Below are 24,799 nucleotides of genomic sequence, written 5' to 3'. Positions count from 1 at the left end.
GCAGGCTTCGTTGTCACCAGATGGTTGGTGATGAACGGAGTCTTTTTCGTTCCTGTATACATAAGACATACATTGTACATGATTAGACTTGGCTCGGAGTTTTACCTATAATAGAAGCAATATGATTGATGAAAGGAAGGATTCACCATGGCTTCAGAAAATTCATTTGATATCGTATCCAAGATGGATATGCAGGAACTTACAAACGCGGTTAATCAGACGGAGCGGGAGATTGAGAACCGGTTTGACTTCAAGGGCAGCAAGAGCAGCTTGAAGATTGACAAGGAAGCACTGGTCATTGCATCTGACGATGAGTATAAACTCAACGCAGTAATTGATATTTTGCAAACCAAGATGGTTAAACGCGGATTGTCGCTTAAAAATGTGGAGTACGGGAAGATTGAGCCGGCCTCTATGGGTACCGTTAGACAGCGCTTGACCTTGAAACAGGGAATAGATCAGGAAAACTCTAAAAAAATCAACATTTTGATCCGTGATTCCAAACTGAAAGTAAAGAGCCAGATTCAAGGGGATCAAATTCGGGTAACCGGAAAAAACAAGGACGATCTTCAGCAGATCATGCAGCTGCTTCGTAAAGCAGATCTTACGCTGGACCTCCAATTTACCAATTTTAAATAAGCGCGCACCTTAATAGGGTAAAGGCTTGAATGCGAATTAAATGGCAGGTTTGTTTCTTTTGACAGGGTGTCAACTGAAATATTATACTAAAACACGATATATAAGGATTAACGTATACATAGATTACTGGGGGATGAATATGACAGACAGCGATTCACGCTTCAAACCCTTTAGGCTCTTGGGAAGAGCGACCCTGTTGAATTGCGGCAGTTTAACTGCTGCGGGGTCTGCCAAGTTAGCTAGACAACCCGTTGCAAGGGAGGTTGCCCCATGAATTTACCCAATCGTATTACGTTGGCCCGGATTTGCTTGATTCCTGTCATGATGATTTTTCTACTGGTGGATTTTGATTTTTACCCGGCCCCCATTGTGTGGAATGATTTTGTCCTGCCATATAACCAATTGATTGCGGCATTGATCTTTATACTTGCTGCGAGCACGGATGGGATTGACGGCTATTTGGCCCGAAAAAACAATATGGTGACTAACCTGGGAAAACTTCTTGATCCGCTGGCTGACAAACTGCTGGTGGCCGCCGTACTCATATCGCTCGTAGAGATGGGAAAATGCGAATCGTGGATTGCTGTTGTCATCATCAGCAGGGAATTCGCGGTTACCGGCTTGCGGCAGATTGCGCTTCTGGAGGGTTCCGTTGTTGCAGCAGGCCAATCGGGAAAAATTAAAACGGTGATTCAGATTGTGGCAATTGTTGCGCTTCTTATCAACAATTTCCCGTTTGTGTTTATGGGGATTCCGTTTGATGTCATTGCCATCTGGGCAGCTGCGATTATTACGCTATATTCGGGAATCGAATATTTTGTCCAGAACAGGCACCTTCTCAAAGGTACCGGGGCATAATAGCAATAGGAGCAATCCTATTGCTTTTTTCTTCCGTGAGCGTAAGAACATAATGAAGTTGAATAGAATGTGCAGATACAGTAGAGACAGCAGATACAGCAGATACAGGAGGATCGACTAATCATGAAAGCAGAAATCATTGCAGTTGGTACAGAACTTCTGCTGGGACAGATCGTCAATACCAATGCCCAGTACTTGTCCAGAGAGCTTGCTTCAATGGGAATCGATGTGTACTATCAAACGGTTGTCGGGGATAACATGGAGAGGCTCAAGGAGGCCCTCAGGCTGTCCAGCGGCAGAGCTGATATCGTGCTTCTGTCCGGCGGCCTCGGACCTACACAGGATGATCTGACGAAGGATGCCTTAGCTTCCTATATGAACCGGTCGTTGCATATTGACCGGATGGCCATGGACCGGGTCGAACGTTTCTTCCATGACCGGGGATATGTGATGACGGAGAATAATCGGCGTCAGGCTCTGGCCATCGAGGGAGGTACACCGCTGCCTAACGAGACGGGGCTTGCCGTGGGAAATGCTATTTCTTTTGAAGGCACTCATTATATTGTTTTGCCCGGGCCGCCAAAAGAACTGATCCCGATGTTTGAGCAGGAGGCCAAGCCCTGGCTTCTTCAGCACGTCCTGACCGGCGAGCTCCCCATCTACTCGAAGATGCTCAAGTTCGCAGGCATTGGGGAATCCGCACTTGATCAGCGACTGGAGGACCTGATAACCGCACAGACGGATCCGACCATCGCCTTGTATGCCAAGGAAGGGGAGGTTACGGTCCGGATCTCCACGAAGGCAGCGAGTGAGTCTGAGGCTATGGTCCGGCTGAATGAGCTGGAGACCAGAATTCAGGAGAGAGGTCCTGAGTTTATGTATGCCAACGAGGACGTGCCGATTGAGAAGGTCATTGTAGACCTTATGGCAGATCGAAGCTGGACGCTGAGCGCGGCCGAGAGTTGTACCGGAGGGCTCGTGGCAGAGGCGCTGACATCCATTCCCGGCAGTGCTTCGATGTTTCTGGGCGGAATCATCTGTTATACCAATCAGATCAAAGAGAAGCTTGTACATATCCCGCATGCGCTGCTTGAAGGTGATGATGCGCCGGGCGCTGTCAGTGCGGAGGTTGCCGAGGCGCTTGCGGATCATGTCCGGATGGTGACCGACAGTGATTTTGGTTTGTCGGTAACAGGTGTAGCAGGTCCAGGTTACGCCGAACGCAAGCCCGTTGGCCTTGTGTACATTGGATTGTCCGAACGGGGAAAAGAAACGGAAGTGCATGAGCTGCACCTGCAGGGCAACCGTGAGACGATCCGGCTCCGTGCAACCAAGGCGCTGCTGTATCGGCTTTGGCAGCGTCTCGTTGCCTCCAAGCAGGCCTAGCTTCCCCCTAAGCCGAAGGAAGCCGCTTTTGATAAAAAGTAAATTATTTACACCTGTCTTGGTAGCTGTTCTTGAATTGAAGAATGGTTCCGAGTATAATGTGAAGTACGGAAGAACCGTGGCATATCGAATGATATTGCTGCGGTTCTTCTTCTTTTTTACATAGGGTTCAGAGCATGGGAGGGAAGGAGCGCCGAATAAAAAAACGAATGTATGTTCGAAAAAAAGCTTGGCAAACGTGTCAAAACAAGGTATGATATGACTATCAACAGTGAAGGGTTGTGGAACAATTGTCAGATCGTCGTGCTGCGCTGGAGATGGCGCTTCGTCAGATAGAGAAACAGTTCGGTAAAGGTTCCATCATGAAACTGGGTGAGTCCACCCATATGCAGGTAGAGATTGTGCCAAGTGGATCGTTGGCGTTGGATATAGCTTTAGGAACCGGCGGTTTGCCTAAAGGCCGGATTATTGAAGTATATGGACCGGAATCCTCCGGTAAAACAACAGTAGCCCTCCATGCTATTGCTGAAGTTCAGAAGGCTGGCGGACAAGCTGCATTTATCGATGCCGAGCATGCCTTGGATCCATCGTATGCAAGCAAACTGGGTGTTAATATTGATGAATTGCTGCTCTCCCAACCGGATACGGGTGAACAGGGGCTTGAAATTGCGGAAGCATTGGTACGCAGTGGTGCCGTAGATATTATTGTTATTGACTCGGTTGCTGCGCTTGTGCCGAAAGCTGAAATTGAAGGCGATATGGGTGATTCCCACGTGGGTCTGCAAGCTCGTCTGATGTCTCAAGCTCTTCGTAAATTGTCGGGTGCCATCAATAAGTCGAAAACGATTACTATCTTTATCAACCAGCTTCGTGAGAAGGTTGGTGTTATGTTCGGTAACCCTGAGACTACTCCGGGCGGACGTGCTCTGAAGTTCTATTCCACGGTTCGTTTGGACGTGCGCCGGATTGAGAGCATCAAGATGGGTAACGATGTGGTGGGTAACCGCACACGGATTAAGGTTGTTAAGAACAAGGTAGCGCCGCCTTTCAAACAGGCTGAGCTAGATATTATGTACGGTGAGGGCATCTCTAGAGAGGGAAGCCTGATTGATATCGGAACGGAACTGGATATCGTAGACAAGAGTGGTGCTTGGTATTCTTATTCTGGTGACCGTCTGGGTCAAGGACGTGAGAATGCGAAGCAATTCTTGAAGGAGCACCCGGAAATCGCGAGTGTAATCGAGAATAAAATCCGTGAAGCAAGCAACCTGACCACGGCTGTTCCTGAGCCTTCCGCAGAGGATAAGGAACAAGATGAAATAGAAGAGCAGGAATTGTTTAAGGTAGAGTAGTAATAACGGTTTAGCTTTTAGAGTGTTGAGGACTGTCCGGTGTTTGTAACGCCTGACGGTCTTCTTTGCATTTAACTTAATCGAGGAATCGCTCGGATATTTTTGCCGGGATATTGATGCTGAAGTGAGAGGAGCGTTTATGAAAGAAGAGAATATGGGAGTGTCTGAGGAGGAGGAAACTTCAGGTATTGGACATTTTCCCGATAATGAGGATCTGATCGTAACTTCGGTCGAGATGCTGAGAAAGCCCAAACACCGCTATCAGATCGCATTTGGGCCTTATCAGATGACCGTTCATGAGGACGTTATGCTGAAATATCGCTTGTTGAAGGGCAATGTTTTTCGCAAGGAGGAACTGCAGGAAATTATTGTTGCAGATGAACGGCAGCGCGCTTACGTAGAGGCGCTGAATCATCTGTCCCGAAAACCCAGAACGGCTAAGGAAATTTCACAGCGTCTGCAGCAAAAAGGCTTTGAGCAGAATAGTGTAGAGACAACCTTGGAGCGCTTGGAGAAGGATAACCTCGTAGATGATGCGCTCTATGCCAAGATGTGGGCGGAACAGCGAATGACGAGCCATAAGAAGGGAAGATTGTGGGTTAAGCAGGAACTGAGGCAAAAGGGAATAGGCACTGAGCTTATATCAGAGGCGTTGGGCGAGATTAGCGCGGATGCGGAACTTGAGAGTGCGCTGACGGTCGGGAGGAAAAAATGGCAGCAAACCCATGGCGAGCTGCTGGATCGCAAACGTAAAACGGGCGCCTATTTAATGCGGCGTGGGTTTGGTGGAGAACAGGTACGGCAGGTACTTAAACTTCTGATTGAAGAGGATCAGCAACAAGGCGAGTGGGACGAAGAGCTGGATGACTTCGAATAAAAGGCAGCCATAATGCAGAACTTCGCAAAAGAATTTGGTTCCACTGGATGAAACTGACGTTTACCCATTGCTTTCCCTTGACAATATCTTTTTATAAATACTAAAATAAATATGAATCTTTTATCATAAATTAGAAACCTTTTTCCTTCCAAAAAAGTGACTACTTTGTGAAAGATTCTTATAACGCCAATTCATAGTGAAATGTATTCCGCTGTTCATGGTGGAATTTGCGAACGTTAATGGGACGTGCGCAGTATGGACGGCAGGTTCTGCCGGAAAATTTTATGTATGAATGAGTAAACTGACAATTGAACATTTCCCAAGGAATGCCTTGGAGGAAACAACGAGGAGGTGAAACAGATGCTGGATACATGGATCTGGATCATAATCGTTCTCGCTGTAGCCGCTATATTCTTTGGGTTCGGTTATTTTATTCGCAAATCCCTTGCAGAAGCTAAAATTTCCAGTGCCGAGCATGCCGCTTTGCAGATCGTTGAGAGTGCGAAGAAGGAAGCAGAGGCATTGAAGAAAGAAACGGTTCTTGAAGCAAAAGATGAAGTTCATAAAATCAGAGCCGAAGCTGAAAAAGACACTCGTGAGCGCCGTAATGAAATTCAACGGCAGGAACGCAGATTGTTGCAAAAGGAAGAGTCGCTGGATAAAAAAATAGAATCTTTGGAACGTAAAGAAGAACAAGTGGCGAACAAAGAGAAACGAATAGAAGAGACCCAGCAGCAAATCGACGCTATTTACAAGAAACAAACTACAGAACTGGAGCGTATCTCCAACCTTACGATGGAGGATGCCCGCAGTATCATTCTCAGCAATGTCGAGCAAGAGGTTCGTCATGAAACCGCTCAAATGATTAAAGAAATTGAGCAGCAGGCGAAAGAAGAGGCTGACAAAAAATCACGGGAGATCATCACGCTGGCTATCCAACGCTGTGCGGCTGATCATGTGGCAGAGACAACGGTTTCTGTTGTCACCTTGCCGAACGAAGAAATGAAGGGCCGGATCATCGGACGTGAAGGCCGGAATATCCGTGCGCTTGAAACCCTTACAGGGATTGACCTTATTATCGATGATACTCCGGAAGCTGTTATTCTCTCCGGGTTTGATCCGATTCGCCGTGAAATTGCCCGTACAGCTTTGGAAAAGCTCGTGGCGGACGGACGGATTCATCCGGCTCGTATCGAAGAAATGGTGGAGAAATCCCGCAAGGAAGTGGACGAACGCATTCGCGAGTATGGAGAACAAGCCACATTCGAAGTTGGCGTGCACGGTTTGCATCCAGATTTGATCAAAATTCTGGGCCGACTGAAGTTCCGTACAAGCTATGGACAAAATGTGTTGAAACATTCCATGGAAGTGGCCTACTTGACTGGCCTAATGGCCGGCGAATTGGGCGAAGACATCGTGCTTGCGAAACGGGCAGGACTGTTGCATGACATCGGTAAAGCGCTGGATCATGAAGTGGAAGGATCGCACGTTGAAATCGGCGTGGAGCTGGCGAAGAAATACAAGGAACATCCGGTGGTTATCAACAGCATTGCCTCTCACCACGGTGATTGTGAAGCAACCTCGGTTATTGCCATGCTGGTTGGCGCAGCTGACGCATTGTCCGCAGCCAGACCGGGAGCCCGCAGAGAGACACTTGAGACGTATATCCGACGCCTTGAGAAGCTCGAAGAAATTTCCGAATCCTTTGAAGGCGTTGAGAAATCGTACGCCATTCAAGCGGGACGTGAAGTTCGCGTTATGGTACAGCCTGAGAAGATCGATGATGCCGAAGCATTCCGCTTGGCACGCGACATTACCAAAACCATTGAGAATGAACTGGATTATCCAGGTCATATCAAAGTCACCGTTATCCGGGAGACCCGTGCGGTGGATTACGCAAAATAGAGTTTGGACCTTAAAAAGTGGCCGCAATTCGGCCACTTTTTATCTTTGAAGATATCAGATCGGAAAGTGGCTGATATCCATAAAACCGGGAACGCTCCTGCTGGAGCAGGACAGGCTTCCCTCGTTAAGGAGTGAATGACATCAAAGTACTATTCATCGGTGATATTGTCGGCAGTACAGGGCGCAAAGCGCTGAAAGAATCGCTGCCAGAGCTGAAGTCCAAATATAATCCTCACATCATCATTGCCAATGGCGAGAACGCGGCTTCGGGACGCGGCATTACCTCGGCCATTGCCAATGAGTTTTTCAATTGGGGCATCCATGGCATCACCTTGGGAAATCACACGTGGGATAACAAGGATATTTTTGAGTTTATCGACGATGAACCGCGTTTGATTCGCCCGGCGAATTTTCCGCCTGGAACACCTGGACGGGGATATACGGTTATTAAAGCAAACGGCAAACAATTGGCCATTGTGAACCTGCAGGGAAGAACATTCCTGCCAGCCATCGATTGTCCATTCCGTGCAGCCGATGAAATTGTAGATGAGTTGCGCCAGAAGAACAAATGCATTCTTGTGGACTTCCATGCCGAGGCGACCTCTGAGAAAATTGCCATGGGTTGGCATTTGGAAGGGCGGGCTTCCATGGTGGTTGGAACGCACACGCATGTGCAAAGCAATGACGATACGATACTGCCGGGTGGAACTGCCTACATTACGGATACCGGCATGGTAGGCTCCAAGGAAGGGGTACTCGGCATGCAGCGCGATGCGGTGATGTACAAGTTCAAAACCCAGCTTCCTGCTCGTTTCCAGGTCGATGAAGGCAAGTGGCAGTTCCATGCTGTATGCGTGGATATGGATGAAGAAACAGGGAAAGCCCACAAGATACAAAAAATACGTATGTACGAAGACGAATGGCGGATGGATTAAAAACCGTAAAATTCGTTTAATTAAATTAGGTACGAATGGCAAAAAGCAGGAATTTTTTCCCCTCTCACGAATAACATCTAGTAAGCGGAAGCAAACCATCACTCAACATTCCCAGGGGAGGTACTTACCATGGAAGTATTAAAAGTTTCAGCAAAATCCAATCCTAATTCAGTTGCAGGGGCGCTCGCTGGAGTTCTTCGGGAGCGGGGCGGAGCGGAACTGCAAGCGATTGGGGCGGGAGCACTGAACCAGGCCATTAAAGCGGTAGCGATTGCCCGGGGATTTGTAGCACCGAGCGGGGTGGATCTGATTTGCATCCCTGCTTTTACGGATATTGTGATTGATGGCGAAGACCGGACGGCGATTAAATTGATCGTAGAACCTAGATAAATTTCGGAGGTATTAGCCTGTTTACTCTCTTTTGCGTAAACAGGCTTTTTGCTGTGACACATTGGAAGGAGATGAGCCCGCGATGCGGACAGTTGATTTTCACTGTGATGCCCTGAGTAAAATGTGGGAAGATCCCAAAGCTTCCTTTGTTGATGATCGGCATTTGGATGTTACGCTGCAGCGTATGGAGGAAGGGGATCTTGCGCTTCAGGTATTCGCTGTTTTTTTATCGGAAAAATACGGACGTCCTTCATTTGAGCGGGTACTGGCGCAAATCGATACGTATCGCAGCCGCATTGTGAAGCCAGGTCATCTCAAACCGCTGCTCTGGCAAGAACAGGTCCAGGAGATCAGAGAAAGCTGTCATAGCCGTTTTGGTGTTTTGTCGCTGGAAGGTGTGGACGGGCTGGAGGGCAATTTGCATTACGTTAAGCTCTGTTATGACCTGGGTGTACGCTTTATGGGGATTACGTGGAACTATGCCAACTGGGCTGCGGACGGGGCGTTGGAGCAGCGGAATGGTGGATTTACGGAACGAGGGCGGCAGCTGGTGGAGCTGTGTAATTCCACAGGCATTATTCTGGATGTTTCCCACCTGTCCCAGGCCGGCTTCTGGGAGCTAACCGAACTTACGCAGCGTCCCATCCTGGCCTCGCATTCCAATGCGTACTCCGTATGCAAGCATCCGCGGAATCTAAGCGATGAGCAGATTCGGGCTTTGATCGCTTTGGACGGAATGATCGGCATTACGTTTGTGCCTTGGTTCATTCGGAGTGATGCAGACCGAGTGAAGCCGGAGGACATCCTGCCCCATATTGAGAAGATTTGTGAGCTGGGCGGAGAGAAACACATGATGTTCGGTTCGGATTTTGACGGGATTGATCAGTGGGTTGCCGGGCTTGAGCATCCGGGGAAATATCCAGACTTCCAGGAGCTGCTCCTCAAGCATTATCCTGAATCAATGGTGAAGGGCTGGATGTCTGATTATGCGCTCCGGTTTCTTGAACAGAATTTGCCTTTGGCTCCGTCCAAAGAGAAATAAAATTCGCATAACGCCCATGATTCAAAGATAACTTTGACAATCCTGTTGCAGATCATATGAGAAATGAGAAGAAGGCACCCAGAATCATCGGGCTGCCTTTTTATTTTTGGGTAATAGAGAGTATAATAGGTGATGGCACGTACAGCATATAGAGAAAAACAAGGAGTGAGAGACAGATGAGTAAAACTGTACCTGTGGGTGTATCCGCCCGCCATATTCATTTATCCCAGGAGCATATTGAGGCATTATTCGGCCCTGGATATCAGCTTACAGAATTCAAGCCTTTGTCCCAGCCAGGACAATTCGCAGCCAATGAAACGGTAGCGGTAATTGGAACGAAGGGACAATTCGATAAAGTAAGAATTTTGGGACCTGCGCGTCCTGCAACCCAGCTTGAGATTTCCCGTACGGATTCCTTTGCAATTGGTGTGAAAGCACCTGTGCGGGAGTCGGGGAATATCGCTGGAACACCTGGTATCACCATCAAAGGCCCAGCAGGCGAGGTAACGGTGGATGAGGGTGTTATTGTAGCCGCTCGTCATATTCATTTCCATACGTCCGATGCGGATCAGTGGGGCATTAAAGACAAGGATCTGCTTAAAGTGCGTCTTGGCGGTGAGCGTGGTCTTGTACTGGAAAATGTGATTGCTCGTGTATCCGATAACTTTGCGCTGGATATGCACATCGATACGGACGAAGCGAATGCGGCTGGTGCCAACAACGGAGATACTGCTGAAATTATTGACTAATTTATAACTTCAGTCAGGTTGAAGGAACAAACGGTATATGTCACGTATGTGCGCTTATAGGAAGCACGTACGGAAGAGCCTGGATCGATGAATTTCGATTTCAGGCTCTTTTTTGAAGTTTGCATCGATCATGTCAGAGTGGTAGCTTAGGCATTAAGATCATGATATAATTTAAAACAGTGCCTATTTAAGAGGTTTTGTCATGTAAAACCAGAGATTTTGTGGATCTAAGGAGTGACCAAGCATGTCCAAAGAAAGTAAGGACTACTCCAAATATTTTGATTTTTCAGGAGCCAAAGTTCTCTCGGAAGATGAACACGGGAAGAGAATTCGCATCAACGGCCGGGAAATCAATATTCTTTCGGAGCCTAATCATAGACAGGAAAAGCAGCGCGGCAAGCAGAGCGTAGAAGTGCTGTACGATACAGAGCTGCCGGAGGAGTTCCGGCGCATCGGAGCGGGCAAGCATTATATTGTATACACGTATGGGTGCCAGATGAATGAGCATGATTCCGAGACCATTAAGGGATTGCTGGAGCAAATGGGTTATCAAGCCACCGAGGATCGCAAGCAGGCGGATATCATTTTGCTGAATACATGCGCCATTCGTGAAAATGCGGAGGACAAGGTCTTCGGCGAGCTCGGCCATCTGAAACACTTGAAGATCGAGAAGCCCGATATGCTGCTTGGTGTTTGCGGCTGTATGTCGCAGGAGGAGTCCGTAGTTAATCGCATTCTCCAGAAACACGGCTTCGTTGACCTCATCTTCGGTACGCACAACGTGCACCGTCTGCCCCATCTTATACAGGAGGCGCTCTTCAGCAAGGAAATGGTTGTTGAAGTGTGGTCCAAGGAGGGTGACATCATTGAGAACCTTCCGAAGAAGCGGGAAGGGCTTCGCGGCTGGGTTAACATTATGTACGGCTGCGATAAATTCTGTACATACTGCATAGTCCCGTATACCCGCGGTAAGGAACGCAGCCGGCGTCCGGAGGATGTTATAGCTGAGGTACGTGAACTAGCCCGTCAGGGTTACAAGGAAATCACGCTGCTCGGGCAAAATGTGAACGCATACGGCAAGGATTTTGAGGATATCGAGTACCGCTTCGGCGATCTGATGGATGCGATCCATAAGATCGATATCCCGCGTGTACGTTTCACGACATCCCATCCGAGAGATTTCGACGATCATCTGATCGAGGTGCTGGCGAAGGGCGGAAATCTGGTAGAACACATTCATCTGCCGGTGCAATCGGGAAGCTCGCAGGTGCTCAAAAAAATGAGCCGCAAATATACGCGTGAGACGTACCTGGAGCTTGCTCATAAGATTAAAAAAGCGATTCCGAATGTTGCGTTTACAACGGACATCATTGTCGGATTCCCTGGAGAAACCGATGAGCAGTTTGAGGAGACGCTGTCTCTTGTCCGCGAAGTAGGTTATGACGCTGCATATACCTTCATCTATTCTCCCCGTGAAGGAACACCGGCAGCGGTGATGGAGGATAATGTGCCGATGGAGGTCAAGAGCGAGCGACTTCAACGTTTGAATGCAGCTATCAGTGAGTACAGCCGCCAGAGCAATGACAGGCTGCTGGGTGCTACGGTAGAGGTCCTTGTAGAGGGTGTCAGCAAGAACAATGATTCCATGCTGTCAGGGCGCACGCGCACGAACAAGCTGGTGCATTTTGAAGGCTCCAGGGATTTGGTGGGAACGTTCGTGAATGTTCAAATTACCGATACGAAGACCTGGTATATTAAAGGCGATATGATTTCCAATCCGATTCCTGCATCGGATGCTGTATAATAGAGAGGCAGGCAGAAATTTACCACGACGTACGTAAAGGCCGTCCTTGTGAGTTCGGCCCGGCGCTGCGTATATGCTTATAGATGATGAAGAATTGGAGCGATGAACCTTGGCACAAGATCATGTTCGTACGAACACATATGGTATGTCAACATTCAATTCGCGTGAATTGATTATACGCGATGATATTTTGGCAAAAGCCGGTGAGCTGGCGAATTTAATATCCACAAGCGAAGAAGTCCAAATGTTTAAGCAAGCAGAAGAGAAAATCCAAAACCACGAACGGGTTCAAGGATTGATCAAGACCATCAAGAAAAAGCAAAAAGAAATCGTTGCTTTTGAATCCTTTCAGAATAAGGACATGGTTGCGAAAATCGAACGCGAGATCGAAGAGCTGCAAGAGGAGATTGACGGCATCCCGCTCGTTATGGAATTCCAGCAGAGTCAAAGCGATATCAACTATCTTCTTCAACTGGTCGTATCCGTGATTCATGATACCGTTTCGGAAAAAGTCAATGTAGAAACAGGAAAAGATACGCCGCCAAGCAGCTGCGGTTAGGCGATTCGAAGGTGCGGAATGGTTCCGCACCTTTTCTATTCGTATCCATCATGCACAGAATGAGGCTGAATAGGGCATAGTAATCTTATGCAGAAGATGGGATGAGGAAATCCTTGACATCATCTTTAAATATGTCATAATGAAATTATCAAATTAATAGTTATGGTGATGGAAATGACGGATCATGAACAGGCGCCACAGCGCAATGCCAAGAAATATAGAACACCGGATGGTGTACCCGCTGATATCGTCATGTTTACCTTGACGAAGCGGGAGCGGAAGACCTTCACCAAGACACTGCCTATACGGGAGCTTAAGGTGATGCTGATTAGGCGCAGATCATGGCCTTGTGCCGGTATGTGGGCACTTCCAGGCGGTTTTTGCCGTGAGAGTGAGTCTATTTACGATGCAGCCAAGAGGGAACTGAAAGAAGAGACCGGGGTGGATGGCGGTCATTTGGAATATTTGGGTGTGTATAGCGCGCCCGGTCGCGATCCACGCGGCTGGATCATCAGCCATGCGTTCTACGCGTTGGTGGAAGAATGGATGCTGGAGCACCGCCAGGCTGCCGATGATGCAGAAGAGGTTGGACTATTCACGGTAGCGGAGGCTCTGGAGGAGCTGGAGCTTGCTTTTGACCACCGGGATATCATCATGGATGCGTATCACAAGATTCAGCAGCAAATGCTGCAAACGACGATTGCCAGACAGTTTTTGCCGGAGCATTTTACACTGAGCGAACTGTATCAGGTTATCCAAACCGTCGTGCCGGAGTTCAATGAACCCAACTTTATCCGTAAGATTACTTCTACCCGAAGCAGGCAGGGAATTTTGGAGGAAGCCCGTGATGAGGATGGCAAACCTCTAAACTCGAATCAGTACTCCCAACGACCGGCCCAATTGTATCGATTTACGGATCATGCACCGCTGCTATCTATTTATACGTAACATGTAATCTCAAGCCACTGTTTTTTATCGGCCACATTAATCAATGTACAGAGGAGTGTGTCAGATGAAGGCTTTAATCGTGATAGATTTCACGAATGACTTCGTGGATGGCAGTCTGCCTGTAGGCAAGCCGGCCATTAACATTCAGCATAGAATTGTCGACTTGACCAGACAGTATAATGACAACGGGGATTTCGTTGTGATGGCTGTAGACCTTCACGAGGAACATGATGCTTACCATCCGGAAACGAAGCTGTTTCCGCCTCATAACATTCGGGACACGCGGGGGCGCGAATTATACGGCGATCTGCAACAGGTGTACGAGGAACGCAAGGAAACGATCTATTGGATGGACAAAACGAGGTACAGTGCATTTTGCGGCACCGATCTGAATCAAAAGCTGCGTGAACGCGGGATTACCGAAGTGGATCTGGTCGGGGTATGCACGGATATCTGTGTCCTTCATACGGCGGTGGATGCCTACAATTACGGATATAAGATTACGGTTTATGAGGATGCTGTTGCAAGCTTCAATCCAGAGGGCCATCAGTGGGCTTTAGGTCATTTTCAAGGCAGTCTCGGTGCAGCGGTTGTGCGCAGTGAAGATGGTACGAAATAAGATGAACGAATTAAGATGACAGCTTGTGAATTGCCCGGAAGCATAAAGGGGCAAACGGGTAACACTGGAGGATGATCGTGATGCTGACAGCAGGATTAGCACTACATACGGACAAATACCAGATCAACATGATGTATGCTCATTGGATTAACGGATCTCATCGTACGCGTGCGGTATTTGAGGCTTATTTTCGTAAGCTGCCATTCGGCAACGGGTACGCTGTTTTTGCCGGTTTGGAGAGGATTGTACATTACATTGAATCGTTGCGGTTCTCGGAAGATGACATTGCCTATCTGGCCAAACAGGAAGAGAAGTATAAACCTGAGTTTTTGGAGGAGCTTCGCCAGTTCCGCTTCCAAGGGAATATTCATTCCATGAAGGAGGGGGCGCTGGTCTTCCCGAACGAGCCGCTCATCCGGGTTGAAGGCACCATATTCGAAACGCAGCTGGTGGAAACCGCGCTTCTGAACTTCATGAACTTCCAGACGCTGATCGCCACCAAAGCCTCCCGAATCCGTCAGGTTGCCAGCGGGGACATCCTGCTGGAGTTTGGCACAAGACGAGCGCAGGAAGCCGATGCGGCCGTCTGGGGGGCGCGTGCAGCCTATCTGGCGGGCTTCCACGCCACTTCGAATATGCTGGCAGGGGAGAAATTCGGTATTCCCACCAAAGGCACGCATGCGCATTCCTGGGTACAGACCTTCCGGAGCGAGCAGGAGGCCTTTGACATATTTGCTGAGGTGATGCCGGATCAGGTCACCCTGCTGGTGGATACGTTTGATACGTTAAAGAGTGGGATTCCACATGCAATTGCAACCGCGAAGAAGCTGGAAGCCCAGGGGAAACGGATGAATGCCATCCGTCTGGACAGCGGGGATCTGGCTTATCTGTCCATTCAAGCCCGTAAAATGCTGGATGAGGCCGGTCTTGACTATGTGGGCATCGTAGCCTCGAATGATCTGGATGAAGGAACCATTCTGGATCTTAAAGCACAGGGAGCCAAAATTGACACTTGGGGTGTCGGAACCCAATTAATCACCGCCGCAGACCAGCCGGCTCTCGGAGGCGTCTATAAATTGGTAGAGCGTGAGGTTGACGGTGAGATGGTCCCGACCATCAAGATTTCAGGCAATCCCGAAAAAGTATCGACGCCAGGCAAAAAAGAGGTTTACCGCATCATATCCAAAGGCAGCGGTAAAGCCATTGCCGATTACATCTGCTTCCCTGAAGAGGAGATGCCGCCGGACAGCGGGAAGCTAAAGCTGTTTAATCCGCTGCATCCTTATATGCGTAAGAATGTGCAGAACTTTGAGGCTGTATCCATGCTTGAACCGGTGTTCTTGCAGGGTGAGCTGGTATATGAGCTGCCGAAGCTGGAAGAGATACGGAGTTATCATAACACGCAGCTTGATCAGTTCTGGCCGGAATATTTGCGCAAGCTGAATCCGGAGATTTACCGGGTTAACCTTAGTGAGCAGGTCTGGGAAGTCAAGCATCGCATGATGGCTGAGTTTATGGAACAGCATGAAGAATAGAAATAGAATTAACCTGTGGAAATAAAATAAGACGCTCCCTATCTGCTGCTTGGCATGCGAGGGAGTGTCTTTTTGTGCATGGCTACAAATCAAGCTGATCTTGAGCTATAACGCTATCGTTTGCATCGCGGGCGATCAGATGAAGTTTATCCTTATTCATGACAGGGTCAGGCTGATGTTCGTAATACCACATGTACAAATCTTCACTGACATATGGTCTTAATTGGCGATAAGGTATAGATGGTGCAGGCTGACCGTTCACATAGATCCGAAGCGGTTCTTCGCTTCTGTATATCCCGAAGGCGAGCGATGAGTGAACATTTGTCTCTGAAAATATGGAAGGCGAAGAGGAATTCTCAGCCGGAGGGTAGAATGTGGATACAACGGACATATCCCATCCGAACCATCCCCTGGTATGGGCTGATAATTGCAGACCCAGTCCAGGTGTGATGACAAAGGCATAGGCTTTATCTGAAGATGCTTTCGGATGTATAATACGGGCATTCTCCACGCTGAAGGGGGCTTCAAGGTAAGCATGGCTTTTATCCAATACAGATGCTTCAACCGAGCGGTAAGTGCTGAAGTATTCGCAGGTCCCTGTAATGATGATAAAGAGGAGACCCATCTGTAAGTACACTTTAAGGCCAGGCCGGGTAATGAAGGGAACAGCTCCGTAGACTAAGCGAAGAAATAAAAGGATAAGTCCCAAGCTCAGAAAAAAAACGAGAAATGAACCGGCGACGCCTCCCAATTCTGTATGTATTCCAATGCTTTTAAGAGCTTGACTGACGGGCTTGCTGGCGATGGGTAACAGAAGTAATGTCACTAAGGTAAGCAGGAACGAAAAGCGGAAGGATGACGCTTGAGTTTCCTGTATAGAATTGTTCATAATGTTCAGTTCAACTCCCGTATATGAAGTAGTTATAGCAAGAGGAGGATTCTTTTTTCATCCTAACATAACCTGTAACTACTTTTGAATCTGTTGCTGCGGATTATTTCTCGGGAAAGCGCAGAAATCGCCTTATTCCGGCGGATATGCACAGTTTCAACATTCATGGCGCAGATTTTATACGGGGATACAATCAAAATATAAAACTGAAGGAGTGAGCAGTGTGTGCAGCCAAACCAATTTTCAAGCCTATGTTCTTCGTCAAGAGGAGCAAGAGGTTCGTGGAAGCGTGGAGAACATCTCCATCGATCAGCTTCCTGAAGGAGATGTTACTGTCCGGGTATTGTACAGCGGGGTTAATTACAAGGACGGGCTTGCCAGCATTCCGGAAGGCAAAATAGTGCGCAGGTATCCGTTCATTCCAGGCATTGATCTGGCGGGAACCGTAGTGGAATCCTCGCATCCCGGTTACAAGGAAGGTGATGATGTCCTCTGCACCGGTTACGAGCTGGGCGTATCGCATGAAGGTGGATTCAGCCAATATGCCAGGGTCAAGGGAGACTGGCTTGTGCCTCTGCCGCAAGGCTTGTCGCCAAGAGAGGCGATGGCCATTGGCACTGCAGGTTTTACCGCTGCCCTGTCGATTGAGGCATTACTGCGAAACGGACTCCAGCAGAATCAGGGACCGGTTCTTGTAACGGGTGCAACGGGTGGAGTTGGAAGTTTTGCCGTATCGATCCTGAGTCAGCTGGGTTACCGTGTGACGGCATCGACCGGCAAATCCAGTCAGGCGAATTGGCTCAAGAAGCTTGGAGCTGATGAAGTTATATCCCGGGAAGAAACCGAGTCTGTCTCAAAAGGAGCGATAGCGGCTGAGAGGTGGGCAGCGGTGGTGGATCCTGTCGGGGGCAGCCAGCTGAGCTCACTTCTAAAAAGTGTACAATACGGCGGGGGCATCGCCGTTTCCGGCATGACTGGCGGCGGTGCGTTTGATACCACGGTGTTTCCGTTTATCTTGAGAGGGATTAATCTCCTGGGGATCGATTCGGTATACTGCCCAATGGTCTATCGCCGATCCGTCTGGTCCAGGCTTGCTGATGAATGGAAGCCGACAGCCGTACTTCAAGAAGGAATCAGGGAATACGGGTTGACCGATCTCCCTGACGTGCTGAATACCATCTTGCAGGGAGGAGCAGTCGGAAGAAGTGTCATATCGCTTTAATTATTAGCTTGAATTCGCATAATGTTCATTACCCGCAGGCATCCTAAGGCAAGGTAACCTTTGACACCAAGGGAAGGGTGAGTGAACATGAATTATCGCGGAATCGCTGCAGCAGTATTGCTGTGTTCCATTCTTGCCATATCGGTAGGCTGCTCTAAACAAGTGGCCAAGGATGAAATGCGCCTATACAACATGAAGGCTTATGAGGAAGGCTCAAGAGAGGCCCGGATATCAGGACGTGGTATGAACGGAAAGTTTCTTGAGGAGCTTCAAGCTTCTTTTAGCAAAGTGAAGATGCCGCTGACCAATGAGACCTATGCGGAGGATGAAATTGGCAACATCACGTATCAGTACCGGATCAATTATGATGCCAGCCAGTTTATTACCGTCTACGTCTACCAGGATCAAGCGGCCAGGGAAAAAGGAATCAAGGAGATTTTTGGTGTCACGGAGGGTGACGCCAACGTGGCCGGCGGGCACAATTTGATCATCAGCGACAAGGAAACGTCGATCGTCTACACATCGACTGGAGATAAGACGGATAACTATTACAGCCAGGTCAAAAAAATAGCGCCCGCGCTGTTGGCCAAATATCAAGGGCGCGTCAGCAGTTAGTGCGAAAATAAAAGAAAGCCGGATGACTACAAGCATCCGGCTTTCTTTATATTCTCCTGGATCTCTCGAAGGGTGATCATGACTTGTGTTTGTCCAGCTCATATTTTATATGTCGCAGCTCTGGCAGAAGAATACGGTTCATTGCAAGCCGTACGGCTCCGGCAGACCCCGGCATGGAGAAGACGGCCGTGTGGCTTAGCGTACCGCCAATAGCACGGCTTAAGATCGCAGCAGAACCAATGTCTTCGGTAAAGCTGAGGTAGCGGAAAATCTCCCCGAATCCAGGGAGTTCCTTGTCCAGCAAGGAGGATACTGCTTCATAAGTGGTGTCTCTGCTGGATATGCCTGTTCCGCCGGTTAATAGCACGACATCAATTCCGGGGTTGCTCACTGCAGTGTATATCAGCTCCCGAATCGTTTCATATTCGTCCTGAACAATGGTGTAGGCCGCAACCGCATGCCCGGCTTCTTCCAGCAAGCCCATCATCAGTTTACCGCTCTTGTCCGTGTCAACGGTCCGTGTGTCCGAGACGGTGATGACCATGCAGTTCACGGAATCGGGGGATTGCCGTTTATGTTCTTGTGCTGAGTTCATCTGAATCACGACTCCTGTTTAGGTTAATGGTAGGACGCTTGCAGCAGGTGGATGAAATGTAGTACACTCGCTAGCATAATAAATTATGCACGCAAAGGAGTATGGAACGTGGAACACGTAACACCCATATATATTCTATCAGGTTTTCTTGGCAGTGGAAAAACGACCTTGCTTAGCCGGCTTATCGCGCATTGGAAGGAGCAGGGTTTGAGACCGGCTATTGTAATGAACGAGATCGGCGAGGTCAATATTGATGGACTTATCGCCGGCGAAGAGGTTCCGACAGCTGAAATGCTGAGCGGCTGCATCTGCTGTACGATTCGCTCTGATCTGTCGTCGGAGATTGCGACGCTGGTTCAGCGGGAGCAGCCGGATGTCATCGTTATTGAAGCGACGGGGATTGCGAATCCAATGGAGATTCTGGATGCCGCCGCGGAAGCTTCGTTATATATGAGAATCGATGTGAAAAAGATGATTACGGTCGTTGACGCCGCACATCTGCTGCATCTGAATGCCGAGCAAAAAGGAAAGACCTACCGACTGATGCAGGAGCAGATTCGCGCGGCTTCCGCACTGATCATGAACAAGATGGATCAGGTCAGCGAACAGGATGAAGAAACGATCCGGCAGTTGGTGGAGCGCTGGAATCCGTATGCGCCGATTCTGCCTGCGGTGCGCTGTGCGGTGAATGTGGAGGAACTGCTGCAAGGTGAAGAGCGTGCGGCGATGGAAACCGGCATTGGAGGGGGCGTGAACCCGGCCAATTTTGACACTCAAGATGCAGGTCATGATCAGCAAACAATGAATGCTCATGTTCGTGAAGAAGATGCCGCGCATTCTCTACATAATGACTCTAGCCATGACCCTACTCATGTTCATTCTCATGACCATAACCACGCGCACGACTCTCACGATCATGTTATGTCGTACACGTATTATTTCAGCCAGCCTGTGAACAGTGTGGAGTTCGAACGTTTGATAGCGGAGCTTCCGAGAGATGTATACCGGGCCAAGGGCATTCTTACCTTTAGCGATACCAACAGCCGTTTTCTGTTCCAGTATGCGTTCCGCGAATCCGATTTTATGAAAATCACGCCTCAGGGTCAAGTACCGGACGTGGTCGTGTTTATCGGTGAGCACTTCCAGAAATCGCTGCTCCAGCAGCAGCTTGAAGCGCTGGAGGGGAAGAACCGTTTGGCATAAGCTGTACTGCTGTGGATTCTTTTGGCTAATTGTACCTTGGGCTTCTCCCACCTGCATTTGATTCAGACAGCCATCCAGCGTTTAATACTAAGGCATAGCGTAGTAACTACAAGGAGGATATCCACAATGTTAAATGAACTCAAATATAAAGAATGCATCGAAGCATGTCTCCAATGTATGAACGCTTGCAATGTATGCTATGTATCCTGTCTGAAAGAATACGAATTGGCTATGCTTCGCGATTGTATTGCACTCAACAGAGAGTGTGCCGATATTTGTGCGTTTGCAGCTCAAGCAATGTCACGTAAAAGCCCTTACGTCAAGGAGATTTGCGAACTGTGTATCAAGGCTTGTCTGGCTTGTGCGGAAGAGTGCGGAAAGCACGATCATGAGCACTGCAAAGAATGTGCGGAGGCTTGCCGTAGATGTGCCGAGGTCTGCCAGGAAATGCTGAGCCACGCCTAAAATAGAAGTACATAAACCTGTCCCCTTTGTCAATCAGGGAACAGGTTTTTTGATAGCAGATGGTTTGATCCGCCAAGCCTAGTATGGACTGAGGTTTGGGCGAATGATTAAACAGCAGACAGATGGTTGGCTGCTGTGTACAGAAAAGGCGAACCCGTGGGGCCGCCTTTTCTCACTTTAGAATGATTTCCAGTACTTTTCGATAATGGCGTCGCGGCCGGAGTATACTCTGGATTCCTTGTAGTGTTTCGGATTTTTGCGATGGAAGTTTTGATGGTATTCTTCCGCAGGATAGAATACGGATGCTTCCCGGATTTCGGTCACGATCGGTTGATCAAAGCGTCCGCTCTTGGCGAGTTCTTCCTTCGATTTGACGGCCAGCTCGCGTTGTTCTTCATTATGATATAGAATAGCTGCACGGTATTGGCTCTTGCGATCATTGCCTTGGCCTGTAGCGTCGGTAGGATCGATCTGCGGCCAATACAACTCCAGTAATTTCTCATAGGGGAAAATGTCCGGGTCAAATGTAATCTGCACAACCTCCAAATGGCCAGTTTCTCCTGTTAAGACTTGCTCATATGTAGGATTCTCAAGCGTCCCGCCCATATATCCCGATATAATGCCATGAATACCCGGCTGTTCCTCAAACGGACTAACCATGCACCAGAAGCAGCCTCCGGCAAACGTTGCTTTTTGTATCACATTGATTCCCCATTTCTAAGATGATGGTGTGTAATGCTTCTATAAATAAGTAATTATAAGCCCCTATTCCCCATTCGTCTACGATACCTTATTAAAATAATGGCACCCCCTTTGCCCGTCAATTAAAAAAACTTACACGAAAGGTAGCCATCATTGAAACGACGTCCATAAAATGTTATTGTCATGTAAGATACGAGCCTTGTCCAAGAGTAAATGGAGCTGCCGTGCTTTCGCATAGAGAAGTTCTACAATACATACAGCACCAGAACAAGGGGAACAGGAGTTGAAGTGTTTGCAGGAGCTGCTCGAATTAAACGGAGTACATAAACGTTTCGGAAAGTCTGCTGTATTGCAAAATATCAGCTGGAGTTTATCCCGAGGCGAGTGCGTAGCCATAATTGGAGGCAATGGAGCGGGAAAGAGCACCTTGCTCCATATCATAGCCGGACTTGCGATTCCCTCTGAGGGATCCAGAGTTGAACTAGAAGCATCCTTGCGTTTCGGATATGTACCGGAGCGCTTTCCTGCTCTTCGGTTTCGTCCTTCAGAATATTTGCACCATATGGCCAGCATTCAAGGATTGGATACACAAGAAGCGACGAAGCGGATCGATGCGATGCTGAACGTTTTTCAGCTGCAGGACATCAAAATGACATTATGCTCCAAGGGGATGCTCCAAAAGGTCAATTTAATGCAGGCCTTGCTTCGGCAGCCCGATGTGCTTGTTCTGGATGAACCTCTGTCAGGATTGGACGAGTCTTCCCAGATGGAGATGATCGGTATCCTAGGCGAAATGAAGAGGCAGGGAACAGCGATTGCGATGTCCGTTCATGAACCCTTGCTGATTGCCTCGCTAGCCGATCGGGTGACACAACTGAAGCGGGGGCGGATGGAACGAGACGGTGTGCTCGCTATCCATAATGTTGACGCAAGAACGAAGCTGGAATTCGCTGACGTTCAACCGGACCGATTGCGGGAGCTGGAAGGGGAGCCTGGATTTCTATATTGGATATCCCGAGGGAATCCGGCATCGATGGTTGTACGCAAGCATTCAGCAGACGATATCTTGCTCCGGATTCTGCAGTCGGGGGGATCCATAATCCGCCTTGAGCCGTGGAGCGGGGAGACGATGGAGCAGGTGGAATCTCCTTTAAGCCAACAGGTTGAGGGGATGAGGGCATGATAATTCCGTTGATTAAGTACATGCTGGCGAGCTACACGAGATCGTACCGGTATTTCGCCCCAGTCGCCTTTATATTGATCTCGGTGGTATTTATATACTCCTACCGGCCAAATCCGATATTGGACAGTTATGCCGTAACCGCTGTGCTGCTGTTTATCGGTTCAGCCTGGCTCGGCATGAATTTTCTTAATCATGACCAAGGTCGTCAATCCATACTCCTTATTGTTCATAGCGGCAGCTCTAGACGATTTTATACCGCTCAATATTCCACGGTTGCTTTACTGTCTTTGATTTTCAGCTTGTTTGCGGTTCTTTACCCCATCATTTTCGGGATGTTTGATAAGCCGATTACATTCGATGAGCTTGCTCTAGGTTACGTGGGCCATGCTGGACTAGCCTTGCTTGGCATTTCGCTGTCCTTATTTTTTCAAATCAGTTTCATGGAGAACCAGGGGAGAGCAGCCGGCTTGCTGTTCATGGTTATCGTACTTGCATTAGCAGGACAATCCATCGTTCAGGGGCTGCCGGATTCTTTTGGATTTGTCCCTTATATACTGCCACCCGTCTCCGTTATGATTAATCTGTTTATGCATGCTGAAGGAATGTCTATGCTGATGTTGACTTTGACAATTACATATTTGTTCATATACAGCTTTATTTTACTGGTGATATATCTATGGATTGCCTGCCGCAAGGATGCGGCGAATGCGATCCGAAAAGTAGGTTGAAGTAGGTGCAGTCTTCCTTTACCATATAGGATATACACAAATAGAAACGGTAAAGACAGCCAATACTAGAGGAGGATACCATGAAACAATCTCGACTGTTGGACAGTGACCACTCCAAAGAGCTGTTTGCCTATTTCGGATTAGCGGTGTATTATTCACAGGCTCTTGAGCAGCAGCTTGCGAATTTGTTGATGCTGATCAAGCTCTCCCAAGGGAACGTGCCTTCGGAAGAAGATTTCACGCAGTTATATCAGCGGAAATTAAGCAGTTCTCTCGGTCAGCTGGTGCACGAGATCCAGCATTACTTTCCATTCTCCGAAGAAGAAACACTTCAACTAAAGGAAGTGTGGAAGCAGCGGAATTATATCGTTCATGATTATTTCAAAGAGCGGATTCATGAGACGTTCAGCCCTGCCGGTCGATCCCGAATGATTCGGGAGTTGACTGCATTCAAGGACCAGGCCCAGGCGCTGGAGCAGAAACTGCAAGGATATTCCCGTGAAATGTACGTGAAGCTGGGCTTGGACAGCGAAAAAAGTGTTTAGAAGAAAATAGGGCGGAGATGAAACATATTCCAGCACCTCTGCGTCAGAGATTATAGGAGGTGTAAATATGAAAAAAACAACCAAATTGTTAACTGCAATGCTTGTTACTTCGTCACTACTCGGTGCTGGCGCCGCCTCTGCTTTCACGGATATCCAGGAGCAGAAGCCGCTGCAAATGGTGAAGGAGCTGCAGGCGAAAGGGATTATCCAAGGCATAAGTGCTGACAAATTCGCTCCGTCCAGGACGATTACAACTGCCCAAGCGGTCCAGATGATTGTTAATGTGGCTGATCTGAAAGTGCAGCCGAACTATAGCGGCCGTTCGTTTGACAGCGTGCCGAAGGATGCCTGGTATGCCAACGCCGTGAATATCGCGGTTCAGAACGGATTATCCGTATCCTCAGACATGAAGTGGAATGAACCGATAACGCGGGAAGTGTTCTCGACTCTGCTCTCGGAAGCCATTCAGCAGACGGGAAATTATCCTGTCGTTGCGATGTATCTGCATGTGGCTGACGAGGACTTGATGAAGGAGGAGAGCCGGGGAGCGGTGCAGTTCCTGCTCTTAACCAAAATCGCTAAGCTGGATAGCAATGACAAGTTCCATCCAACGAATCATTTAACGCGGATTGAGGCGGCAGAGCTTGCTTATCATTCGATCCAGTTCATTGAAGAGCACCCGCAGATCACGTTACCCGAGAAACCCGAACAGCCCGAATCGGGTATAAGCACCAGCGTGGTCAAGGTGGATGAATCGCAGAACAAAGTAACGGTAACCAAAGATGATCTGCCAAATCCGGGTTATGGCATTAAAATATCCTCGGTCGACTATGTCAGTGATTCCGAAGCGGTTATCTATTACAAAGTTCTTGAGCCCGATCCGGATAACATTTACCCGCAAGTCATCTCCAAGTCTTCGGATGACGTGCTGGTGCCAGCCAAGTATTCCAAAATCACGGTCAAATCGGCCGGTATCATTAATTTCACGAAGTGATCTTATAGAACCAGTCCATATATAATGTAAAAAGAAGGCTTTCCCGTGCGAATGTTGCAT

At 48.4% G+C, this 24,799-nt stretch carries 26 protein-coding genes; 23 read left to right on the top strand and 3 right to left on the bottom strand.

Annotation, left to right across the window (positions count from 1 at the left end; all coding sequences use genetic code 11):
- Nucleotides 1–147: 147 nt before the first annotated feature.
- The 15 genes from PGL02S_RS03280 to PGL02S_RS03210 all read left to right on the top strand — a co-directional run bounded on the left by PGL02S_RS03280 (nucleotide 148) and on the right by PGL02S_RS03210 (nucleotide 15,598).
- Entirely contained in the window at nucleotides 148–639 is a 492-nt protein-coding gene (locus tag PGL02S_RS03280; RefSeq protein ID WP_006211256.1) for a YajQ family cyclic di-GMP-binding protein, read from the top strand.
- Nucleotides 640–909: 270 nt separating this feature from the next.
- Nucleotides 910–1,497, top strand: a complete 588-nt coding sequence (gene pgsA / locus PGL02S_RS03275) for a CDP-diacylglycerol--glycerol-3-phosphate 3-phosphatidyltransferase (RefSeq protein WP_006211255.1) — start codon at nucleotides 910–912, stop codon at nucleotides 1,495–1,497.
- Between the two features lie 123 nt (nucleotides 1,498–1,620).
- Nucleotides 1,621–2,883 carry a competence/damage-inducible protein A gene (locus PGL02S_RS03270; protein WP_036642115.1) on the top strand — a complete coding sequence of 421 codons (1,263 nt, stop codon included), beginning with the start codon at nucleotides 1,621–1,623 and terminating at the stop codon, nucleotides 2,881–2,883.
- A gap of 290 nt (nucleotides 2,884–3,173) precedes the next feature.
- Nucleotides 3,174–4,235, top strand: a complete 1,062-nt coding sequence (gene recA, locus PGL02S_RS03265) for a recombinase RecA (RefSeq protein WP_006211253.1) — start codon at nucleotides 3,174–3,176, stop codon at nucleotides 4,233–4,235.
- A gap of 139 nt (nucleotides 4,236–4,374) precedes the next feature.
- Nucleotides 4,375–5,112, top strand: a complete 738-nt coding sequence (locus PGL02S_RS03260) for a regulatory protein RecX (protein ID WP_006211252.1) — start codon at nucleotides 4,375–4,377, stop codon at nucleotides 5,110–5,112.
- A 363-nt stretch (nucleotides 5,113–5,475) separates the two neighbouring features.
- Nucleotides 5,476–7,017 carry a ribonuclease Y gene (rny, locus tag PGL02S_RS03255; protein WP_036642458.1) on the top strand — a complete coding sequence of 514 codons (1,542 nt, stop codon included), beginning with the start codon at nucleotides 5,476–5,478 and terminating at the stop codon, nucleotides 7,015–7,017.
- Between the two features lie 131 nt (nucleotides 7,018–7,148).
- A complete protein-coding gene (locus tag PGL02S_RS03250; RefSeq protein WP_036642117.1) occupies nucleotides 7,149–7,952 on the top strand; it encodes a TIGR00282 family metallophosphoesterase in 804 nt (267 codons plus the stop codon).
- A gap of 129 nt (nucleotides 7,953–8,081) precedes the next feature.
- On the top strand, nucleotides 8,082–8,342 hold the full coding sequence (locus tag PGL02S_RS03245) for a stage V sporulation protein S (RefSeq protein WP_006211249.1): 261 nt from the start codon (nucleotides 8,082–8,084) through the stop codon (nucleotides 8,340–8,342).
- Between the two features lie 82 nt (nucleotides 8,343–8,424).
- Nucleotides 8,425–9,384 carry a dipeptidase gene (locus tag PGL02S_RS03240; RefSeq protein WP_036642119.1) on the top strand — a complete coding sequence of 320 codons (960 nt, stop codon included), beginning with the start codon at nucleotides 8,425–8,427 and terminating at the stop codon, nucleotides 9,382–9,384.
- A gap of 176 nt (nucleotides 9,385–9,560) precedes the next feature.
- Nucleotides 9,561–10,133: a phosphate propanoyltransferase gene (pduL, locus tag PGL02S_RS03235; protein ID WP_006211246.1), complete on the top strand. Its 573-nt coding sequence runs from the start codon at nucleotides 9,561–9,563 to the stop codon at nucleotides 10,131–10,133.
- 244 nt (nucleotides 10,134–10,377) lie between these two features.
- Nucleotides 10,378–11,937, top strand: coding sequence for a tRNA (N6-isopentenyl adenosine(37)-C2)-methylthiotransferase MiaB (miaB, locus tag PGL02S_RS03230; protein ID WP_006211245.1), 1,560 nt, complete (start codon nucleotides 10,378–10,380; stop codon nucleotides 11,935–11,937).
- A 109-nt stretch (nucleotides 11,938–12,046) separates the two neighbouring features.
- Nucleotides 12,047–12,496 (top strand): RicAFT regulatory complex protein RicA family protein, encoded by a 450-nt coding sequence (locus tag PGL02S_RS03225; RefSeq protein WP_006211244.1) that lies wholly within the window; start codon nucleotides 12,047–12,049, stop codon nucleotides 12,494–12,496.
- Between the two features lie 162 nt (nucleotides 12,497–12,658).
- Nucleotides 12,659–13,444, top strand: coding sequence for an NUDIX hydrolase (locus PGL02S_RS03220; protein WP_036642123.1), 786 nt, complete (start codon nucleotides 12,659–12,661; stop codon nucleotides 13,442–13,444).
- 64 nt (nucleotides 13,445–13,508) lie between these two features.
- Nucleotides 13,509–14,063 (top strand): cysteine hydrolase family protein, encoded by a 555-nt coding sequence (locus PGL02S_RS03215; protein WP_036642124.1) that lies wholly within the window; start codon nucleotides 13,509–13,511, stop codon nucleotides 14,061–14,063.
- Between the two features lie 80 nt (nucleotides 14,064–14,143).
- On the top strand, nucleotides 14,144–15,598 hold the full coding sequence (locus PGL02S_RS03210) for a nicotinate phosphoribosyltransferase (protein WP_036642127.1): 1,455 nt from the start codon (nucleotides 14,144–14,146) through the stop codon (nucleotides 15,596–15,598).
- Between the two features lie 82 nt (nucleotides 15,599–15,680).
- On the opposite strand, the gene PGL02S_RS03205 is transcribed toward PGL02S_RS03210, so the two are convergent.
- Complete coding sequence (locus PGL02S_RS03205) at nucleotides 15,681–16,235, bottom strand: hypothetical protein (RefSeq protein ID WP_234973026.1); 555 nt, start codon at nucleotides 16,233–16,235, stop codon at nucleotides 15,681–15,683.
- A 475-nt stretch (nucleotides 16,236–16,710) separates the two neighbouring features.
- On the opposite strand from PGL02S_RS03205, the gene PGL02S_RS03200 reads away from it, so the two are divergent.
- Together PGL02S_RS03200 and PGL02S_RS03195 are read left to right on the top strand one after the other, a co-directional pair.
- Nucleotides 16,711–17,709 (top strand): NADPH:quinone oxidoreductase family protein, encoded by a 999-nt coding sequence (locus PGL02S_RS03200; protein WP_036642133.1) that lies wholly within the window; start codon nucleotides 16,711–16,713, stop codon nucleotides 17,707–17,709.
- Between the two features lie 87 nt (nucleotides 17,710–17,796).
- On the top strand, nucleotides 17,797–18,324 hold the full coding sequence (locus PGL02S_RS03195) for a hypothetical protein (protein WP_036642135.1): 528 nt from the start codon (nucleotides 17,797–17,799) through the stop codon (nucleotides 18,322–18,324).
- 76 nt (nucleotides 18,325–18,400) lie between these two features.
- On the opposite strand, the gene PGL02S_RS03190 is transcribed toward PGL02S_RS03195, so the two are convergent.
- Nucleotides 18,401–18,919 carry a MogA/MoaB family molybdenum cofactor biosynthesis protein gene (locus PGL02S_RS03190; RefSeq protein WP_036642137.1) on the bottom strand — a complete coding sequence of 173 codons (519 nt, stop codon included), beginning with the start codon at nucleotides 18,917–18,919 and terminating at the stop codon, nucleotides 18,401–18,403.
- 108 nt (nucleotides 18,920–19,027) lie between these two features.
- Here PGL02S_RS03190 and PGL02S_RS03185 point away from each other — a divergent pair, with 108 nt between their 5' ends.
- Together PGL02S_RS03185 and PGL02S_RS03180 are read left to right on the top strand one after the other, a co-directional pair.
- Nucleotides 19,028–20,122, top strand: a complete 1,095-nt coding sequence (locus PGL02S_RS03185; protein ID WP_036642139.1) for a CobW family GTP-binding protein — start codon at nucleotides 19,028–19,030, stop codon at nucleotides 20,120–20,122.
- A gap of 126 nt (nucleotides 20,123–20,248) precedes the next feature.
- Complete coding sequence (locus tag PGL02S_RS03180) at nucleotides 20,249–20,587, top strand: four-helix bundle copper-binding protein (protein WP_006211234.1); 339 nt, start codon at nucleotides 20,249–20,251, stop codon at nucleotides 20,585–20,587.
- Between the two features lie 177 nt (nucleotides 20,588–20,764).
- On the opposite strand, the gene msrA is transcribed toward PGL02S_RS03180, so the two are convergent.
- Entirely contained in the window at nucleotides 20,765–21,286 is a 522-nt protein-coding gene (gene msrA / locus PGL02S_RS03175; protein ID WP_036642461.1) for a peptide-methionine (S)-S-oxide reductase MsrA, read from the bottom strand.
- Between the two features lie 286 nt (nucleotides 21,287–21,572).
- Here msrA and PGL02S_RS03170 point away from each other — a divergent pair, with 286 nt between their 5' ends.
- From PGL02S_RS03170 to PGL02S_RS03155, 4 genes are all read left to right on the top strand, one after another.
- Nucleotides 21,573–22,472 (top strand): ABC transporter ATP-binding protein, encoded by a 900-nt coding sequence (locus PGL02S_RS03170; RefSeq protein WP_228030027.1) that lies wholly within the window; start codon nucleotides 21,573–21,575, stop codon nucleotides 22,470–22,472.
- 20 nt (nucleotides 22,473–22,492) lie between these two features.
- Nucleotides 22,493–23,200, top strand: coding sequence for a hypothetical protein (locus PGL02S_RS03165; protein ID WP_244892280.1), 708 nt, complete (start codon nucleotides 22,493–22,495; stop codon nucleotides 23,198–23,200).
- Nucleotides 23,201–23,280: 80 nt separating this feature from the next.
- Entirely contained in the window at nucleotides 23,281–23,745 is a 465-nt protein-coding gene (locus PGL02S_RS03160) for a hypothetical protein (protein ID WP_006211229.1), read from the top strand.
- A 67-nt stretch (nucleotides 23,746–23,812) separates the two neighbouring features.
- Nucleotides 23,813–24,739 carry an S-layer homology domain-containing protein gene (locus tag PGL02S_RS03155; protein WP_006211228.1) on the top strand — a complete coding sequence of 309 codons (927 nt, stop codon included), beginning with the start codon at nucleotides 23,813–23,815 and terminating at the stop codon, nucleotides 24,737–24,739.
- The last annotated feature ends 60 nt before the right edge of the window (nucleotides 24,740–24,799 follow it).

Source organism: Paenibacillus glucanolyticus NBRC 15330, assembly GCF_004000885.1.
Lineage (GTDB): Bacteria > Bacillota > Bacilli > Paenibacillales > Paenibacillaceae > Paenibacillus_AQ > Paenibacillus_AQ glucanolyticus.
This window is presented reverse-complemented; position numbering and strand designations above follow the sequence as displayed.

Excerpts from the sequence above, each read along its gene's own strand:
- PGL02S_RS03190 (WP_036642137.1), bottom strand. The coding sequence starts at position 18,919 with ATGAACTCAGCACAAGAACATAAACGGCAATCCCCCGATTCCGTGAAC.
- PGL02S_RS03180 (WP_006211234.1), top strand. The coding sequence starts at position 20,249 with ATGTTAAATGAACTCAAATATAAAGAATGCATCGAAGCATGTCTCCAA.
- pduL (WP_006211246.1), top strand. The coding sequence starts at position 9,561 with ATGAGTAAAACTGTACCTGTGGGTGTATCCGCCCGCCATATTCATTTA.
- PGL02S_RS03215 (WP_036642124.1), top strand. The coding sequence starts at position 13,509 with ATGAAGGCTTTAATCGTGATAGATTTCACGAATGACTTCGTGGATGGC.
- PGL02S_RS03245 (WP_006211249.1), top strand. The coding sequence starts at position 8,082 with ATGGAAGTATTAAAAGTTTCAGCAAAATCCAATCCTAATTCAGTTGCA.
- miaB (WP_006211245.1), top strand. The coding sequence starts at position 10,378 with ATGTCCAAAGAAAGTAAGGACTACTCCAAATATTTTGATTTTTCAGGA.
- PGL02S_RS03210 (WP_036642127.1), top strand. The coding sequence starts at position 14,144 with ATGCTGACAGCAGGATTAGCACTACATACGGACAAATACCAGATCAAC.
- PGL02S_RS03165 (WP_244892280.1), top strand. The coding sequence starts at position 22,493 with ATGCTGGCGAGCTACACGAGATCGTACCGGTATTTCGCCCCAGTCGCC.
- pgsA (WP_006211255.1), top strand. The coding sequence starts at position 910 with ATGAATTTACCCAATCGTATTACGTTGGCCCGGATTTGCTTGATTCCT.
- PGL02S_RS03260 (WP_006211252.1), top strand. The coding sequence starts at position 4,375 with ATGAAAGAAGAGAATATGGGAGTGTCTGAGGAGGAGGAAACTTCAGGT.
- PGL02S_RS03240 (WP_036642119.1), top strand. The coding sequence starts at position 8,425 with ATGCGGACAGTTGATTTTCACTGTGATGCCCTGAGTAAAATGTGGGAA.
- PGL02S_RS03270 (WP_036642115.1), top strand. The coding sequence starts at position 1,621 with ATGAAAGCAGAAATCATTGCAGTTGGTACAGAACTTCTGCTGGGACAG.
- PGL02S_RS03155 (WP_006211228.1), top strand. The coding sequence starts at position 23,813 with ATGAAAAAAACAACCAAATTGTTAACTGCAATGCTTGTTACTTCGTCA.
- PGL02S_RS03220 (WP_036642123.1), top strand. The coding sequence starts at position 12,659 with ATGGTGATGGAAATGACGGATCATGAACAGGCGCCACAGCGCAATGCC.
- PGL02S_RS03160 (WP_006211229.1), top strand. The coding sequence starts at position 23,281 with ATGAAACAATCTCGACTGTTGGACAGTGACCACTCCAAAGAGCTGTTT.
- PGL02S_RS03280 (WP_006211256.1), top strand. The coding sequence starts at position 148 with ATGGCTTCAGAAAATTCATTTGATATCGTATCCAAGATGGATATGCAG.
- PGL02S_RS03195 (WP_036642135.1), top strand. The coding sequence starts at position 17,797 with ATGAATTATCGCGGAATCGCTGCAGCAGTATTGCTGTGTTCCATTCTT.